The organism is Streptomyces sp. NPDC093510, from assembly GCF_040683555.1.
Lineage (GTDB): Bacteria > Actinomycetota > Actinomycetes > Streptomycetales > Streptomycetaceae > Streptomyces.
Map to the genome: position 1 here is coordinate 47,842 of NZ_JBFBEE010000030.1, position 18,205 is coordinate 66,046.

Consider the following 18,205-nt stretch of genomic DNA (forward strand, 5'->3'; position numbering starts at 1 on the left):
GTTGAGCACCGCAAGCGTCTCCTCGGACGGCCTGCTCCCCCTGACCGGCGCCCAGTCCGGCATCTGGCACGCGCAGCGCCTCGAGCCGGACTCGCCGTACTACGTGGTCGGCGACGTCGTGGAGATATCCGGCGGCGAGCCGGTCGACATCGACGCGCTGACCGAGGCGGTCCGGGCGACCACGGAGGAAGCCGAGACCCTGCGGTTGCGGGTGTACGACACCCCGGCGGGTCCCCGCCAGACGATCAGTCAGGAACCCGTCGCGCCACCGGAGTTCGTCGACGTCAGCGGCGAGGCCGACCCCGTGGCCGCGGCCCACGCACTCGTCGACGCCGAGCGGGCCCGGGTCGGCGAGGCCTGCCGCGGCATGGTGGACCGCCCGCTGTACGCGCGCACCGTCATCCGGCTCTCCGACCGCGAGGTCTGGTACACCCAGCTCGGCCACCACCTCGTCTTCGACGGCTACACCGCCGCGATGCTCGCCCGCCGCACCGCCGCCCGCTACACCGCCCTGGTGAACGGCACCGAGCCGCGCAAGTCGACCTTCGGCGGCTTCGCCGACCTCGTCGCCGCCGACCTGGCCTACCGGGAGAGCGACCGCTTCACCGAGGACCGCGCCTACTGGGTCGAGCGGTTCACCCCGCTCCCCGACATCGGCTCCCTCGCGGACCCCGACACCGCCGCCGGCGCGCCGGAGCGCACCCTGACCGCCCGCGCCGCCCTCTCGCCCGAGGAGACGGCCCGGCTGCGCGCGTTCGCCGACGCCGAGGGCGTCACCTGGGGCGAGGCACTGATCGCCTGCTACGCCGCCTTCCTGCACCGCGTGCTGGGCCGCACCGACGTGGTGTTCGCGCTGCCGCTGATGTGCCGGACGGGCTCGGTCGAACTGCGCACCCCCGCCATGGCGGTCAACGTGCTGCCGCTGCGCGTGACCGTGCGGCCGGGCGACGGGTTCGGCGAGCTGAGCCGACGGGTCGCCGCCGCGATGAAGGAGATGCGCGACCACCAGCGCTACCGCGGCGAGGACCTGCCGCGCGACCTCGGCGTGCCCGGGGCGGGCGCGCTGCTCCACGGACGTGGGATCAACCTCAAGGCGTTCGACCTGGCACTCGACTTCGCCGGGTCCGCCGGCGTGATGCGCAACGTGGCGGGCGGCCCGCCGGAGGACATGGGCCTGAGCGTCCTGCCCGCCCGCGACGGCGGACTGCTGCTCGGCTTCGAGGTCGACGCCAGGACCAACGACCAGGCGTCCGTGGACGGTTCGCTGGCCGGGCTGCGGGCCCTGCTCGCCGGACTGATCGACGGCAGGGCCGTCGGGCGGATCGCCCTGGCCGACGACGTGCGCCGGGTCCTCGCGGACTGGTGCCCGCCCGCGCTGCCCGGCACCCCCGAGGACGTACCCACCGCGTTCGACGCGATGGCCGCCGCCGACCCGGGGCACACGGCCCTGGTGTGCGGCGACGACCGGCTGTCCGCGGCGGACCTCGCCGACCGTGTGCACCGGATCGCCCGCGCGCTGCGGGCCCGCGGCATCGGCACCGACGACGTCGTGGCGCTGGCGCTGCCCCGCTCGGCCGACTCCGTGGTCGCACTCCTCGCTGTCCTCGACGCGGGCGCCGCCTTCCTGCCCCTGGACACCGCGTACCCGCCCGAGCGGCTGCGCGACCTGCTCGACGACACCCGCCCCGCCCTCGTCCTCACCGCCGCCGACACGGTCGACGGACTGTCCTGGACGACCCTCCTCGACGAGGCCGCCGCACTGCCCGGCGCCCCCCTGTCACCGGCCGAACTGGCCGCGCCCCGCCACCCCGAGCACCTCGCCTACGTGATCCACACCTCCGGTTCGACCGGGCGCCCCAAGGGAGTGCTCGGCCGGGCCGGCGGCCTGGCCGCGCTCCTGCACCACCAGCGGTCGACGGTCATCGCCGAGGCCGAGGGCGCCGCGAACCGACGCCTGCGCGCCTCCCACACGTACTCCTTCGCCTTCGACTCGGCGTTCGACCACCTGATGTGGCTGCTGTGCGGGCACGAACTGCACGTCTACGACACCGAGACCGCGCGCGACGCCGACGCGCTGCTCGCCGCGTACGCCCGCGACGGCATCGACATCGTCGACACCACCCCCTCGATGGCCTCGCCACTGGTCGACGGCGGCCTCCTCGACCGGCGGCCGACCCTGCTCGTCCTCGGCGGTGAGGCCACGCCGCCCGCGCTGTGGCGCCGGGTCGCCGAGTCCGGGATCACCGCTCGCAACATGTACGGGCCGACCGAGGCCACCGTGGACGCCACCACCGCCCGGATCGACGGCGGCGAGCCGACCATCGGGCACCCGCTCGCGGGCACCCGCGTCTATGTGCTCGACAGCGCGCTGCAGCCCGTCCCGCACGGCAGGACCGGCGAGCTGTACCTGGCAGGACCGCACCTGGCCCGCGGCTACCTCCGCAGGCCCGCCGCGACCGCCGAACGGTTCGTCGCCGACCCCTACGGCCCGCCCGGCGAGCGCATGTACCGCACCGGCGACCTGGCCCGCTGGGTGCCGGGCCGGGGCCTGGACTACCTGGGCCGCGGCGACGGCCAGATCAAGATCCGCGGCCACCGGGTGGAGACCGGCGAGGTCGAGGCCGCGCTCGGCGCGCTGCCCGGCGTCACCGCGGCGGCCGCCACGGTGCGCTCCTCCCGGCTGATCGGCTACGTCGTGTCCACCTCGGTCACCGGGGACGCGGTCCGCGCCCAACTGGCCGAACGGCTGCCCGAGCACATGGTGCCCGCCGCGGTGGTAGTCCTTCACGAACTGCCCGTCACGACCAACGGAAAGCTCGACCGCGCCGCCCTGCCCGCCCCCGCCTCCTCCGGCGGCGGCCGTGAGCCGCACACCGAGCGGGAACGGCTGCTCTGCGCCGTCCTCGCCGAGGTGTTCGAGGTCGACCGGGTCGGCGTGGACGACGACTTCTTCTCCCTCGGCGGCGACAGCATCACCGCGATCACCATCAGCAGCCGACTGCGGGCCAGAGGTCTCGAGCTGCGGCCGCGCGACCTCCTCGCCCGCCGCACCTTCGCCGCCCTCGCCGCCTCCGCCGCACTGGTGGAGGACGTCGCGGAGCCGCTGGACGAACCGACAGGACCCGTGCCCGCGCCGCCGATCGTGCGCGGCCTCCTCGACCCCCACCCGGACATCGACGTCGTCTCCGCGTACGCGCAGTGGACCGCCCTGCGCGTCGACGACCTCACCCACACCGACCTCACCACCGGCGTCCAGGCCGTGCTCGACCACCACGACGCGCTGCGGCTGCGGGCGGGCGCCGGCCTCGAAGTGCTGCCCCGCGGCGCCGTACGCGCCGTCGTCGACGAGGTCCACGGCGAGGACGTGCGGGCCCTGGCCGAGCGCCTCGCCGCGCAACTCGACCCGCGCTCGGGCGATCTGCTGCGCGCGGCCCTGCTGCGTACCGGCGGCGACACCCCCGACCGGCTGGTCGTCGTCGTCCACCACCTCGCCATGGACGGCGTCTCCTGGCGCATCCTGCTGCCCGACCTCCACGCGGCCTGCACGGGCGGCACCCTCGAACCGGCCGGGGCATCGTGGCGCAGGCACGCCACCCTCCTCGCCGAGCAGGGTGCCTCCGGCGCGCGACGCGACGAACTCGACCACTGGCGGGCCGCGCTCGCCGCCGCCTCCCGACTCGGCGCCCGGCCCCTCGACCCCGCGCGGGACACCGTGTCGACCGCCCACCGGTCGGTCACCGTCGCCTCGCCCGAGGTCACCGAGGCGCTGCTGACCACGCTGCCCGCCGCATACCGCGCCGGCGTCGACGAGGTGCTGCTCGCCGCGCTGGTGCTCGCCCTGCGCGAGTGGGGCGCGAGCGGCGACGCGGTGACCGTGTCGATGGAGGGCCACGGCCGCGAACACCTCGACCTGTCCCGCACGGTCGGCTGGTTCACCAGCGAGTACCCGGTCCGCGTGCCCGTCGCGGGCGACGTGGGGCGTGCCCTGCGCGCGGCCAAGGAGGCCAGGCGCGGCGTCCCGGACAGCGGCATCGGCTACGGCGTGCTGCGCCACCTCGACCCGCAGACCCGCGCCGAGTTCGCCGCCGTCCCGCCGCCGGACGTACTGCTGAACTACCTCGGCCGGTTCGCCTCGCTGCCCGGAACCGGCTGGCGCCTGCCCGAGCGCGACGCCTTCTCCGTCATCGAGCCCGCGGCCAAGGCACTCGAACAGGTCCTCGCGCTCAACTGCTTCGTCCACGAGGAGGGCGCGCCCCGGCTCGCCGTCGAGTGGACGGCCGCGACCGAGGTGCTCGGCGCCGACACCGTGACGGCACTGCAGAACGCCTGGGCGGCGGCGCTGGACGCGCTCGCCGAGCACGCGCGCCACACCACGGGCGGCCTCACCCCCTCGGACCTGCCGCTCGTCGACCTCGACCAGGCCGCCGTCGACGCCCTCGAACGCACAGGCCCCGTCGCCGACGTCCTGCCCGCCACACCGCTGCAGGTCGGCCTCTCCTTCCATACCCTGCTGCGCGACGGCCACGACACCGACGTGTACGTCGTACAGGCCGTGACGACCCTGGTCGGCGAGGTGCTGGCCGAGCGGATGGCGGAGGCCGCACGCGAACTGCTGCGCCGCCACCCCGCGTTGCGCGTGTACCTCGGCACCGCGGGGGACGACGTCGTGCAGGTGATCCCCGCCGACGTGGCCCTGGACTGGCGCGAGGACGACCGGTTCCCCGAGGCGGCCCGCGCCGACCTGGAGCGCCCCTTCGACCCGGCCCGGCCGCCGCTGATCCGCTTCCTGCTGTCCCGCGTCGGGCCCACCGAGCACAAGCTGGTCATCACGAACCACCACGCGCTGCTCGACGGCTGGTCGATGCCCCTCGTCGGCCGCACCCTCCTCGCCCTCTACGCCGAGCTGGGCGGCGGCCCCGCCGTACCCCCGTCCCCTCCGCTGTCGGAGTACTTCCGGTGGCTGGCAGGACGGGACCGAACAGCGTCGCTCGCCGCATGGCGGGACGCGCTGGCCGGCGTCGACGACGCGACGCGCCTCGCACCCGCCGGCACCGGCACCGGAACCGGCGTCGAACGGCCCGGCCGCGAGACCGTCGCGCTGGGCCCGGAGTTCAGCCACCGGCTGCGCACGTTCGCCCGCGAGCAGGGCGTCACCCTGACCACGGTCCTGCAGACCGCGTGGGGCCTGCTCCTCGGCAAGCTCACCGGGCGCCGCGACGTCGTGTTCGGCTGCCCCGTCTCCGGACGGCCCGCCGAGGTCGACGGCGTGGAGTCGATGATCGGCCAGCTCGGCACCACCATCCCGGTCCGCGTCCGGCACACCCAGGACCAGAGCGCGCGGGACCTCATGGCCCACGTGCACGCCGAGAGCGTCGCGCTCGCCGAGCACCACCACGTCGGCCTGCCCGAGATCCAGCGGGCGGTCGGCATCGGCGAACTCTTCGACACCATGCTGGTGATGGAGAACTTCCCGCTGTCCAGCAGGAAGCGCACCCCGCTCGCCCCCGGGCTCGACCTGGCCGGGGTGGACATCACCGACGCCACCCACTACGCGCTGACCGTCATCGTGATCCCCGACGACGACATCACCATCGGCCTCGGCTACCAGCCACGCGCCTTCGACGAGAACACCGTGCGCGACTACGGCCGCTGGCTGCACAACATCCTCAAGGAGATCGTCGACGACCCGGCACGCCCCGCGCTCCGGCTGCCCGCCCTCGACCCCGACGAGCGCGCGAGCATCCTGCGCACCGGCACCGAGATCGTCCCCGCCGAGGCCCGCGGCCACTGGCTGGACGAGTTCGCCGCCCAGGTGCGCCGCAAGCCCGACGCCGAGGCCGTCGTCTGCCGCGACCGCAGCATCGGCTACGCGGAGCTGGACCGGCGGGCCAACCGGCTCGCCCACGCGCTGATCGCCCGCGGCGTACGGCCCCAGGACCCGGTCGCGGTGCTCCTCGGACGCGACATCGAGATGACCGTCGCACTGTTCGGCGTGATCAAGGCGGGCGCAGTGTACGTGCCGATGGACGCGAGCTACCCGCGCGAGCGGCTCGCGTTCATGTTCGAGGACAGCGCCCCCGCGGCCGTCGTGACGACCGGCGCGGAACTCCCCGTCGAACGCGACCTCCCGGTGCTGCGCCTCGACGACCCCGCCACGCTCGCCTCCGCACCGGAAACCGACCCGGCCGAGGCCCGCGCCCGGCTCACCGAGGACGCGCTCGCGTACGTCATCTACACCTCAGGCACCACCGGGCGGCCCAAGGGCGTCGGCGTGACCCACCGGGGCGTGCCCGACCTGATCGCGCTCCAGGAGGAGGTCGTCGGCGTCACCGAACACGACCGGTACCTGCACTTCGCGTCGACCAGCTTCGACGTCGCGTTCTGGCAGACCATGGTGCCGCTCCTCTCCGGTGGCACCTCCGTGATCGCCCCCGAGGAGGTGCGCGTCCCCGGCGACGAACTCCTCGACTACATCGTCGAGCACCGGGTCACGGGCGTGAACCTGCTGCCCTCGTTCCTCGCCGCGATGCCCGACGACCGCACCGTCGACCCCGACGTGTTCTTCGTCGTCGGCGCCGAGCGCCTCGACCCCGAACTGGCGCGGCGCTGGGGACAGGGCCGCAGGGCGCTCTTCAACGCCTACGGCCCGACCGAGGTCACCATCAACTCCGTGACCTGGCACTACGACCCGGACGACGCCGGGCCGCTGCCGATCGGCCGCCCCGACCCCAACGTCCGCGCCTACGTCCTCGACGGCGGACTCCAGCCGGCCGGCGTCGGCGTGACCGGTGAGCTGTACCTCGGCGGACCGAGCCTGGCCCGCGGCTACCTCGGCCGCCCAGGACTGACCTCCGAGCGGTTCGTCGCCGACCCGTTCGGACCGCCCGGCGAGCGGATGTACCGCACCGGCGACCTGGTGCGGTGGCGGCCCGACGGGCAGCTCGTCTTCCTCGGCCGCGCCGACCACCAGGTCAAGGTGCGCGGATTCCGGGTGGAGCTTGGCGAGATCGAGTCCACCCTGACCAGCCACCCCGACGTCCGCGCCGGCGCCGTCATCGTGCGGGAGGGACGACTCGTCGGCTACGTCATCCCGACCGACGGCGCCGACCTGGACACCGCCCGCGTCCGCGAGTTCCTGGCATCGGAGCTGCCCGACCACATGGTGCCGACGGCGCTCGTGCCCATCGACCGGCTGCCCCTGAGCCCCAGCGGCAAGCTCGACCCCACCGCGCTGCCCGCCCCCGAGACGGCGGCGGCCGCCCGGCGCGAACCCGCCACCGAGGCCGAAGCGGTGCTGCTCGGCGTCTTCCGCGACGTCCTCGGCACCGACGCCATCGGCCCCGACGACGACTTCTTCGCCATCGGCGGGGACAGCATCGTGTCGCTGCAAGTCGTGTCCAGGGCCCGGCGCCACGGGCTCGGCCTGACCGCGCGGGACGTCTTCGAAGGAGCGACCGTCGCAGGCATCGCGGCACGTGCCGGCGCCCTCGGCGGCGGCGAGGCGCCCGCGACCGGCGACGCGCCGCTGACCCCGATCATGCGGGACCTGCTGCGCCGCGCGGGCACCGCCGCCGACGGCTTCTGCCAGTGGGTGGAGATCTGCGTCCCGGCGGGCGGCGACGCGGGGGAGTGGCAGGGCGTGCTCGACGCGCTCCTGGCCCGGCACGACGTGCTGCGGGCCCGCCTCGGCTCCGACGTCCTGCACATCCCGGAGGCCGGCGCGGTCACCGGCGCCGACATCCTCACCGTCGTCAGCGCCACCGACGACGCCCTGCGCACCCTGATCGACGCCTGCGTCGCCGGCATCCGGGACGCGATGGACCCGCGCACCGGCCCGCTGCTGCGCGCCCTGTGGGTGGACGCCGGACCCGACCGGCCCGGCAGGCTCGTCCTCGTCGCCCACCACCTGGTCGCCGACGGCGTGTCCTGGCGCATCCTGATCGACGACATCGAACACGCCTACAGGGGCGGCGAGTTGACGCGCCACGGTCAGTCCTTCCTCGGCTGGGCGCAGTCCCTTCGCGAGGCCGACCGCCGGGCCGAACTCCCGCACTGGCGGCGGATGACCGCCACCCCGGCGCTCGCCGCGCCGCTCGACCCCGCCCGGGACACCGTGGCCACCGCACGGCACCACGAGATCCGGCTCGACACCGCGTCGACCCAGGCCCTGATCACGACCCTGCCCGCCGCCTACCGCAGCACGCCCGACGCCGTGCTCCTCACAGCGCTCGCCAAGGCGGTACGGGCCTGGCGCGGAACGCCGGACGTACTGGTCGCACTGGAGAGCCACGGCCGACCGCGCCACGTCGACCTGTCCCAGACCGTCGGCTGGTTCACCGCCGTCCACCCCGTGCGGCTCCACGCCGACGACGACGTCAAGGAGGTCAGGGAGCGGCTGCGCGCCCAGGGCGACGGTCTCGGCCACTCCATCCTCACCTCGGCGGGCCTCCTCGACCCCGTGGCACCGGAGATCGCCTGGAACTACCTCGGACAGTTCCCCGGCGCCCCGGCCGACGAGACGCCGTGGCAGGCGCCGCCGGACGCCGACCCGCTCGGCTCGGGCGGCACCGACGCCCTGCCCCTGCCGCACAGCCTGATGGTCAACGCCCTGGTGCGCGACGACGCACTCGGGGTGCGGATCACCTGGCCGGCCGCGCTGTTCACCGCCGCCGAGGTGGCGGAGCTGGCCGAGCGCCTGCGGACCGCGCTCACGGAGCTCGCGGCCGCACCGGAGATCAGGGCACTCGACCACGAGCAGCCGATCGCCGAGATCCAGCCCCTCACCCCGCTCCAGGAAGTGATGCTCAGGCACTCGCGCACCGAACGCCCCGACCCGTACACCGTGCAGTCGACGTTCACCCTCCAAGGGCCGCTCGACACCGACGCCCTGCGCGCCGCGGGCGCCGACCTGATGGCCCGCCACCCCAACCTGGGCGCGCTGTTCCCCGCCGACCTCGCGGTGCTCCCCAAGTCGCCCCGGCCGGACTTCCGCGTGGCCGAGGGGCCTGCCGAGGAGATCCTCGCGGCCGACCTGGCCGAACCGTTCGACCTCGCCCGGGGCCCGCTCCTGCGACTGACCGTGATCCGGGACGGTGCCGAGCGCGCCCACCTGGTCATGACGAGCCATCACGTCCTCTCCGACGGCTGGTCGGCGCCCCGCATCCTCACGGAACTGTTCGACCTCTACACGGCGCGCACCCGCGGCGCCGCCCCCGACCTGCCCGCCCCCGTGCCGTTCGGCGACTACCTGCGCTGGCGCGCCGACCACGAGCCCGACCTCGACGTCTGGGCCGCCGAACTGGACGGTCTGCCCGAGGGCGACCACCTGAGCGGCGGCGAGCCCGGCCCCGCCTGGCAGGAGCCGACGCTCATCACCTTCGACGCGGAGCTGGTCGCCGGACTCACGGAGCTCGCGGCGCGCCGCGGCCTGACCCGCAACACGCTGGTGCAGGGCGCCTGGTCGGTCCTGCTCGCCCGGCGCTCCGGCCGCACGGACGTCTGCTTCGGCGCCATGGTCGCCTGCCGTCCACCGGAGCTCGATGGCGTCGAGGAGATCGTCGGTCTCCTCGCCAACACCGTGCCCGTACGCGCCCGGCTCGCCGGCACCCTCGCCGACACGCTCACCGACCTCCAGACCCGGCAGCGGGCACTGGTCGAGAACCACCACGTCGCCCTCTCCGACCTGGAACGCCTCACCGGGCGGCGCAGGCTCTTCGACAGCCTGGTGGTGTTCGAGAACTATCCGGTCGACCCGGACCGCCTCCGCGAACCCGCCCCCGGGCTCACGGTCGTCGGCACCCGCTTCCGCGAGTCCACGCACCACCCGGTGACCCTGACGGTCATGCCGGACGGCGACGGCTGGACCGGTGTGCTCGCGCACCGGGCCGGGGTGGCCGTCGACGGACTCGCCGACGAACTCGTCGATCTGCTCCGCTCCCTGGGCAAGCGCCTCGACGACGACGTCCGCGACCTCCTGGAGGGCCGATGACCAACGACGTCGCGCCGCCCGCCGAGCGGGTGGACGGACAGCTGCTGCGCATCGCGTTCATCCTGGTGCTCGGCACCTTCATGGCCACACTGGACGCCACCATCGTCAGCGTCGGCATCGACCGTCTCACCGACGAGTTCGACGCCTCCGTCGCCGACATCCAGTGGGTGAGCACCGCCTACCTGCTGGCCGTCGTCGCCGCCGTGCCCGCGTCCGGCTGGCTGGCCGACCGGTTCGGCGGCCGGCGGACGTGGCTCGCCGCCGTGGGCGTGTTCCTGCTCGGCTCGGTGCTCTGCGCACTTGCCTGGTCGGCGACCAGCCTCATCGTGTTCCGGGTGGTCCAGGGCCTCGGCGGCGGGCTCCTGCCCGCGACCGGCCAGGCGCTGCTCGCCCGCATCGCGGGACGCGACAGGACGGGCCGCGTGATCAGCGTCGTCGCGGTCGTCCCGCTCCTGTCGCCGGTGTTCGGCCCGCTCGTCGGCGGCTCCATCCTCGGCGTGGCGTCCTGGCAGTGGCTGTTCCTGGTCAATCTGCCGATCGGCGCGGTCGCGGTGCTGCTGGCCCGCCGCCACGTGCCCGTCGTGCCGCCGTCGGCCCGGCGGACCGCGTTCGACCTGCGGGGAGCCGCCCTGCTCTCGCCCGGCCTCGCCGTGCTGGTGTACGGGCTGACGGAGGTCGCGCACGGCCGTACCCTGCCGGCCGTGCTCGGTGTGGCGGCGGGCGTCGCGATGCTGGCCGGCTTCACCGTGCACGGGCTGCGCACCCGCGGCACGCCGCTGGTGGACCCGCGCCTGTTCACCCGGCCGCCCTTCGGGGCGGCCGCCCTCGCCCTGCTCGTCCTCGGCGCTTCGGTGTTCGGCACGACGTTCCTGCTGCCGCTGTACTTCCAGACCGGCCGCGGCCTCACGGCATGGGAGGCCGGGCTGCTGCTCGCGCCGCAGGGCCTGGGGGCGGCGGCCGGCTCGGTGCTGGTCAACCGCACCATCGACAAGGTGGCGCCGCGGACCCTGGTCGTCACCGGCATCGCGCTGATCCTCGCGGGCACGGTCCCGTTCACCCAGCTCGGCCACGAGCCGCCGGACGCGCTGATCATCGCCGCGCTCGCGGTCCGCGGCGTCGGCATGGCGATGATCGGCGCGCCCGTGATGAACATCGTCTACAGCCGCATCGAGCCCGAACACCTCCCCCGTGCGTCAGGAGCGCTCAACCTGCTCAACACGGTGGGAGGTTCGGTCGGCACGGCCATCCTCGCGGTGGTCCTCCAGGACCGGCTGTCCGCCCGGGGCCCGGACATCCCCTCGGCGTTCGCCGATACCTTCTGGTGGGTGCTCGGCTTCTGCCTGCTCGCCGCCGCGGGCGCGACGAGGCTGCCCAGGACCCGGGCGAAGAGGCCGTGACAGGGGAGGAGGCCAGGCCTCCTCCCGCATGGGATCAGGCCTTCTCCTGCATGCTGCTCCGGGCCGGGTTGGCCTGCTCCGCGGCCTTCGGGTCCTTCTCGTTCGCCTTGGCGCGCACGCCCTGCTCGATGCGTTCACCGATCGACTTGTCGATGTTCGACCAGTACTCGAAGGCCCTGACGAGCACGGGTTCGCTCACGCCGTTGAGCAGGTGCCCGACGACGTTGTCCACGAGCCGGTCGCGGGCGGCGTCGTCGAGGACCTCGCGCACCATCGTGCCCGGCTGGCCCCAGTCGTCGTCCTCGGCGTGGTCGACGTAGGCGGCGCGGGTGATGTCGCCGTCCGCGTGCCAGCTGGGCGGGGCGTAGCGGCTCGTGTCGGCTGCCGGGCCGCCCTTGGAGTTCGGCGCGTAGACCGGATCCACCGTCTTGCGGATGGCCATGGCCCCGTCCTTGGAGTACGTGTGGACGGGCACGACGGGAGCGTTGACGGGCAGCTGCTGGTAGTTGGCGCCGATCCGGTAGCGGTGGGAGTCGGCGTAGGAGAACAGGCGCGCCAGCAGCATCCGGTCGGGGCTGGGGCCGATGCCGGGGACGAGGTTGTTCGGCTGGAACGCGGCCTGCTCGATCTCGGCGTGGTTGTCCGTGGGATTGCGGTCCAGGGTCATCCTGCCGACCTTGATCAGCGGGTAGTCGCCGTGCGGCCACACCTTGGTCAGGTCGAAGGGGTTGAAGCGGTAGGTGGCCGCGTCCTCGTACGGCATGATCTGCACGTACAGCGTCCAGCTCGGGTAGTCCCCGTCACGGATGTGCTCGAAGAGGTCCCGGGTGTGGTAGTCCGTGTCGGCCGCGGCCATCTGGTCGGCCTCGTGCTGCGTGAAGTTCTCGACGCCCTGGTCGGTCTTGAAGTGGTACTTCACCCAGCACTTCTCGCCCTGCGCGTTGATCCACATGTAGGTGTGCGAGGTGTAGCCGTTCATGTGGCGCCAGGTGCGCGGGATGCCCCGGTCGCCCATGAGCCAGGTGACCTGGTGGGCGGACTCGGGGGAGAGGGTCCAGAAGTCCCACTGCATGTCGTGGTCGCGGAGGTTGTTGTCCGCGCGGCGTTTCTGGGAGCGGATGAAGTGCTGGAACTTCATCGGGTCCTTCACGAAGAAGACCGGGGTGTTGTTCCCGACCATGTCGTAGTTGCCCTCACTGGTGTAGAACTTCACCGCGAAGCCGCGCGGGTCGCGCCAGGTGTCCGGGCTCCCGCGCTCACCGGCGACGGTGGAGAACCGGATGAGGAGATCGGTCCGCGTGCCGGGCTGGAAGACCGCGGCCTTCGTGTAGGCACTGACGTCCTCGGTGACTTCGAAGTGGCCGAAGGCGCCGCTGCCCTTGGCGTGCGGCTGCCGTTCGGGGATGCGTTCCCGGTTGAACTGCGCCATCTGTTCGATCAGGTACGAGTCCTGGAGGAGGATCGGTCCACCGGCGCCAACCGTGAGCGAGTGTTCGTCGCTCTCGACCGGAACGCCGGCATCGTTGGTGGTCGCCTTACGCGTGACGTCGTCCATGAGCTGTGTATGCCTTTCGGTGAGTGACGTTCCGGTATGAAGCCTCAAGGCCATCCTGCGCTCTCTTCCCCGAGGCGGCTGTTCGATCGTCGTCGTTCGAAGTCCGGGTGCCCTGCCCGGCACCGGCGATACGTGGCGAGCCTCCTGTTTCCGGCGGCACGGCTTCCAAACACGCCGGGCGGACATGGCGGCCGTCAGCCGGTGAAGGTGTCCGGATCCGCCGCGTGCCAGTCGGCGGCCCAGCTCGGGGGCGGCGCCGCGAGCAGTTCGCCTGGGGAGAGCCACTCGTACAGGTCGGCGTAGGAGCGGAACCTGCCGCGGTCCTCGCGCCGCCGCAGCAGGTGCGGGCCCAGCTCGGAGGTGTCGCGCACCCCCATTGCGGCCATGATCTGCAGCGCGCTGTGGACCGTGGCCTTCTGGAAGCGCGTGACGCGCGCGGCCTTGTCCACGACGTCGAGGGCGCGGGCCCGGTGCGGGTCCTGGGTGGTGACACCGGTCGGGCAGCGGTTGGTGTGGCAGCGCTGGGCCTGGATGCAGCCGACGGCGAACATCATCGCGCGGGCCGCGTTGGTGTAGTCGGCGCCCATGGCGAGCCGCTTGACGATGTCGGAGCCGGTCGCCACCTTGCCGCTGGCACCGAGGCGGATGCGGTCCCGCAGCCCCGCGCCGGTCAGGGCGCTGTGCACGGTGACGAGGCCGTCGGTGAGCGGCATGCCGAGGTGGTCGGCGAACTCCAGCGGTGCCGCGCCCGTGCCGCCCTCCGCGCCGTCCACCACGATGAAGTCGGGGGTGATCCCTTCCGCCGTCATCGCCTTGCACACGGCGAGGAACTGGACGCGGGACCCGGGGCACAATTTGAAGCCGACCGGCTTGCCGCCGGTCAGCTCCCGCAGCCGGGCGAGGAACCGGACGAGTTCGCGAGGGGTGGAGAAGACGCGGTGGTACGGCGGTGAGACGACGGTCTCGCCCTGCGGTACGCCGCGTACGGAGGCGATCTCGTCGTTGACCTTGCTGCCGGGCAGCACACCCCCGATGCCGGGTTTCGCGCCCTGCGACAGTTTCAGCGACACGCAGCGCACGGCGGGGTGGGCGGCCTTCTCGGCGAACTGCCGTGCGTCGAAGTCGCCGTCCCGGGTGCGGCAGCCGAAGTAGCCGGTGCCGATCTCCCAGACCAGATCGCCGCCGGGCCGCAGGTGGTAGTCGGACAGGCCGCCCTCCCCGGTGTCGTGCGCGAAACCGCCCCTGGCCGCTCCTTCGTTGAGAGCCAGGACGGCGTTGGCGGAGAGGGAGCCGAAACTCATCGCGGAGACGTTGAGGAGGGCCATGTCGTACGGCTCGGCGCAGTCGGGGCCGCCGACGCGGACCCGCGGCGGTTCGTCGCGCACCTCCACCGGCGCCATGGACGGCACGAGGAACTCGTAACCGCGGTCGTCCATGTCGCGCTCGCTGCCGAAGGGCTCCTCGGCGGCGACGCCCTTGGCCCGTTCGTAGACGATGCTGCGGGTGTCACGGTCGTAGGGCCTGCCGTCGTAGTTGCGCTCCACGAAGTACTGCTGCAGTTCGGGGCGCAGCGCTTCCATGAGGAACCGCAGATGGCCGAGAACGGGGTAGTTGCGAAGCACCGAGTGCCGCCTCTGGACGAGGTCGTACACACCGGTCAGCGCCACGGCCGCCAGCGGGGCCGCGGCGAACCACCACCATGGGGACACCAGGAGGGCGAGCAGCACACCGCCCGCCGCGCAGGCCGTCAGCAGGCCCACCGTTGCGTAACGCGTCATGATCCTTTTACTTGCGTGGGCCGTCGGGGGAACACGACCTCGCTGCCACGGGAGATGCGGGCGCCCAGATTGATCCGCATCATCTCCAGGGCGGCCTCGGCGAGGTGCGGATGGATGTGGGCGACCGCGTCCTCCACCACCGTCACGTCGAGATGCCGGATGTGGGCGTCCAGCGCGGAGTACAGCACGCACTGCTCGGTCACCTGGCCGCACAGCGTCACGTGCTGGACTCCCAGCTCCCACAGGAGATAGGCGAGCGGGGTCTCGTAGAAGATCGAATGGCGGGCCTTCACCACGAACAGCGAGTCGTCGTCCGGACGGATCGGCTCGACCAGGTCCGCGTGCGGACCCGCCATGGCGGCGTCGACCAGTTCTCCGTGGTGGGAGCGCCACTGGCCGAAGTTGTCGTTGACGTAGATCACCGGGACGCCGTGCGCGCGGGCCGCGGTGAGCAGGTCCGCCACCACCGGCACGGCCTTGCGTGCCGAGGGCAGCAGAAGCTCCGCGTCCCGGTGGTCGTACGTATTGATCATGTCGATCACGACCAGGGCACAGGGCGTGTCGTCGCGCCCCTCGGTCATGGCTTCAACAGCGTCTTGATCATGCCGTCCTCCTTGGCCTGGAACGTCGCGTAGGCCGCGGGCGCCTCCTGGAGCGGCAGGTGGTGCGTGGCGAAGGTGTCGACGCCCAGCGGATCGTCGTCCGTGAGGTGGGGGCGGATGTCCTCGACCCAGCGCCACACGTTGGCCTGTCCCATGCGCAGCTGGATCTGCTTGTCGAACATCGTCAGCAGCGGCATCGGGCTTGCCGCGCCGCCGTAGACACCGCTGATCGAGAGGGTGCCGCCGCGCCGGACCGCGTCGATCCCCGCGAGCAGTGCGCCGAGGCGGTCGACGCCTGCCTTCTCCATCAGCGGGCGGGCGAGTTTGTCGGGCAGGAGTCCGGTCGCCCACTGGGCGGCCTTCGCCACAGGGGCGCCGTGCGCCTCGAGGCCGACCGCGTCGATCACGGCGTCCGTGCCGCGGCCCTGGGTGAGCTCGCGTACGGCGTCTCCCAGGTCCTTCTCGTGGTGGCGCAGATCGATGACGGTGGTGCCGTTCCGCCGGGCGCGGTCGAGGCGGGCGTCCACGAGGTCGACGCCGATGACCAGCTCCGCCCCGCGCAGCCGCGCGATGCGGGTGGCCATGTCGCCGATGGGGCCGAGGCCGAGCACGGTGACGCTGCCGCCGGGCGGGATGTCGGCGTACTCCACGGCCTGCCAGGCCGTGGGCAGCACGTCGGACAGGTACACGAACCGGTCGTCCGGAGGCCCCTCGGGCACCTTGATGGGCAAGGTGTTACCGAAGGGAACACGCAGGAGCTCGGCCTGCCCGCCGGGCACCTGCCCGTACAGCTTGGTGTAGCCGAACAGGGAGGCTCCGCTGCCCATGGACGTGACCTGCGTCGTCTCGCACTGCGACTGCAGCCCCTTGCGGCACATCCAGCACGTGTTGCACGAGACGTTGAACGGAATCACCACGCGGTCGCCTACGGCCAACTCGGTGACGTCGGGGCCCTTCTCCGCCACGACACCCATGGCCTCGTGGCCCAGGATGTCACCGGCGTCGAGGAACGGCCCGAACACCTCGTAGAGGTGGAGGTCCGAGCCGCAGATGCCCGTCGACGTGACCTGGACGATCACGTCGTCCGGCTTCTCGATACGGGGATCGGGGACTTCGTCGACGCGTACGTCGCGTTTCCCTTGCCATGTCAGAGCGCGCATGGAGACGTACCTTCCTTGCTGGGTGAACGGCCGCGTCGGCTCAGCGCTCGCCGCCGCGCCGGGAGGCGGACCTCGGGTCCTTGCGATTCGGTCCTGCGGGCATGATGTGCTCTCTCGTCCGGCCTGCTTCTGGCGGTGCGGGCTGCTCCCAGGCTGCCCACACAGTGCGCCGGCCCGCCACATGGGCGGCGGCCCGTGACGTGTACCCGAGATCGCCGGCGTAAGACCCGGGGCACTGGATCAGTGCCGGACACGTGCTTCCGTGCGCTCCCCGGAGGGCCTTGAGAATCGCGGTGGCACCCGGTGGAGTGACGTGGACCTGAGCTTGCCGAGAGGAATGGGACGGCCATGACCGAGAAGCAGCACAGCCCGTCGCCAGGGGCCCGCTGGGAGCGTGCCGTCGTCGTCGGTGGCGGGTACGCCGGGCTCGTGACGGCGCGGGTCCTGGCCGATCACTTCACGGAGGTGCTGGTCCTCGAACGCGACCCGGTGCGCCCGGACACCGGCGTGCACCCCCACATTCCGCAGGGCCACCACGCGCACGCACTGCTCGCCCGGGGCGGCGACGTGCTGGAGAAGCTCTTCCCGGGGCTCCGCGCGGAGCTCGCGGACCTGGGCGCACCCGTCTTCGACTACGGCGAACGCATCAACTTCCTGCTGCCGACCGGCTACGCGCCCGCGGCCCGGGTCGGCGTCGCCGTCCAGACGTTCACGCGCGACGAGCTCGAACGACGGCTGCGACAGCGGGTGTCGGCCCTCCCGTCCGTGCGCGTGCTCGCGTCGACCCGCTGCGAGACCGTGACGGGGAGCGCCCCCGGCCGTCTGGACCGGGTCCGCTACCGCACCGAGGGCGCCGACGAGCCCGTCGAGGTCACCGCCGACCTGGTCGTCGACTCCTCGGGCCGCACCACGTCCGTCGACCGCTGGCTCACCGAGGCCAGGCTGCCGCCGTCCGCCAAGACCGTCATCAAGGCGAAGATCACCTACACCTCCGCCTGCTACGAACGCCCGCCCCAGGACCGCCAGGACTTCGACGTCGCCTACCAGATGGCCTTCGCCCCCGACGTCACCCGCGGCGGTGTCGTGCTGGCCGTGGAACACCATCGCTGGATGTGCTCGCTGTTCGGCGTCGACGAGCACGTGCCGCCCACCGACGACGACGGCTACCTCGACTTCGCCCACACCCTCGGCAACCCCCGCCTCGCCGAACAGATCAAGCGCGGCACCCGGCAAGGCCAGGTGCACCGCTACACCAACCCCGGCAACGAATGGCGCCTGCACCACAAGAACCCCCGCTGGCCCGAACGCCTGGTCGCGGTCGGCGACGCGCTCTGCGTGTTCAACCCGGTGTACGGACAAGGACTCACGGTCGCCGCGCTCGAAGCGGAGCTGCTCGGCCGGCTGCTGGGCCGCCACCGCGCCGAGGCGTCCGGACTCGACGGCCTCAGCCGTGCCTACCAACGCGCCGCGGCCCGTGCCATCCAGGTCCCCTGGACCATGGCCACCAGCTCGGACCTCATGTGGGCGCCCGCCGGGCAGCCGCTGCCCGCGCGCTTCGCCCACTGGTACAACCAGCACGTATTCGCGCTCGCCGTGCACGACCCGGACGTGTGGGCACGGTTCGTACGGGTCCTGAACATGACGGCCCCGCCCTCGCTGCTGTTCCGTCCGGCCCTGCTCGCCAAGGTGGCACGCCGCGTGCTCACACGCCGCCGCACCGCCTGA

7 protein-coding genes are annotated in these 18,205 nt (G+C 72.9%); 3 read left to right on the forward strand and 4 right to left on the reverse strand.

All coding sequences use genetic code 11. The features are described 5' to 3' along the window. Window position 1: 1 nt before the first annotated feature. Window positions 2–9,988 carry an amino acid adenylation domain-containing protein gene (locus AB0N81_RS35075; RefSeq protein WP_365365670.1) on the forward strand — a complete coding sequence of 3,329 codons (9,987 nt, stop codon included), beginning with the start codon at window positions 2–4 and terminating at the stop codon, window positions 9,986–9,988. Continuing rightward, window positions 9,985–11,385: an MDR family MFS transporter gene (locus tag AB0N81_RS35080; protein WP_365365672.1), complete on the forward strand. Its 1,401-nt coding sequence runs from the start codon at window positions 9,985–9,987 to the stop codon at window positions 11,383–11,385. Before AB0N81_RS35075 ends, AB0N81_RS35080 begins: the two co-directional genes overlap by 4 nt. Window positions 11,386–11,419: 34 nt before the next feature. On the opposite strand, the gene AB0N81_RS35085 is transcribed toward AB0N81_RS35080, so the two are convergent. The 4 genes from AB0N81_RS35085 to AB0N81_RS35100 form a co-directional block, all read right to left on the reverse strand. Next, on the reverse strand, window positions 11,420–12,940 hold the full coding sequence (locus AB0N81_RS35085; RefSeq protein WP_365365674.1) for a catalase: 1,521 nt from the start codon (window positions 12,938–12,940) through the stop codon (window positions 11,420–11,422). 194 nt (window positions 12,941–13,134) lie between these two features. Then, on the reverse strand, window positions 13,135–14,718 hold the full coding sequence (locus AB0N81_RS35090; protein WP_365365676.1) for an FMN-binding glutamate synthase family protein: 1,584 nt from the start codon (window positions 14,716–14,718) through the stop codon (window positions 13,135–13,137). Then, window positions 14,715–15,299 carry an isochorismatase family cysteine hydrolase gene (locus AB0N81_RS35095; protein ID WP_365365678.1) on the reverse strand — a complete coding sequence of 195 codons (585 nt, stop codon included), beginning with the start codon at window positions 15,297–15,299 and terminating at the stop codon, window positions 14,715–14,717. The genes AB0N81_RS35090 and AB0N81_RS35095 overlap by 4 nt, the downstream gene beginning before the upstream one ends. After that, entirely contained in the window at window positions 15,296–16,480 is a 1,185-nt protein-coding gene (locus AB0N81_RS35100) for an alcohol dehydrogenase catalytic domain-containing protein (RefSeq protein ID WP_365365680.1), read from the reverse strand. Before AB0N81_RS35100 ends, AB0N81_RS35095 begins: the two co-directional genes overlap by 4 nt. A gap of 348 nt (window positions 16,481–16,828) precedes the next feature. Here AB0N81_RS35100 and AB0N81_RS35105 point away from each other — a divergent pair, with 348 nt between their 5' ends. After that, window positions 16,829–18,205, forward strand: a complete 1,377-nt coding sequence (locus AB0N81_RS35105) for an FAD-dependent monooxygenase (protein ID WP_365365682.1) — start codon at window positions 16,829–16,831, stop codon at window positions 18,203–18,205.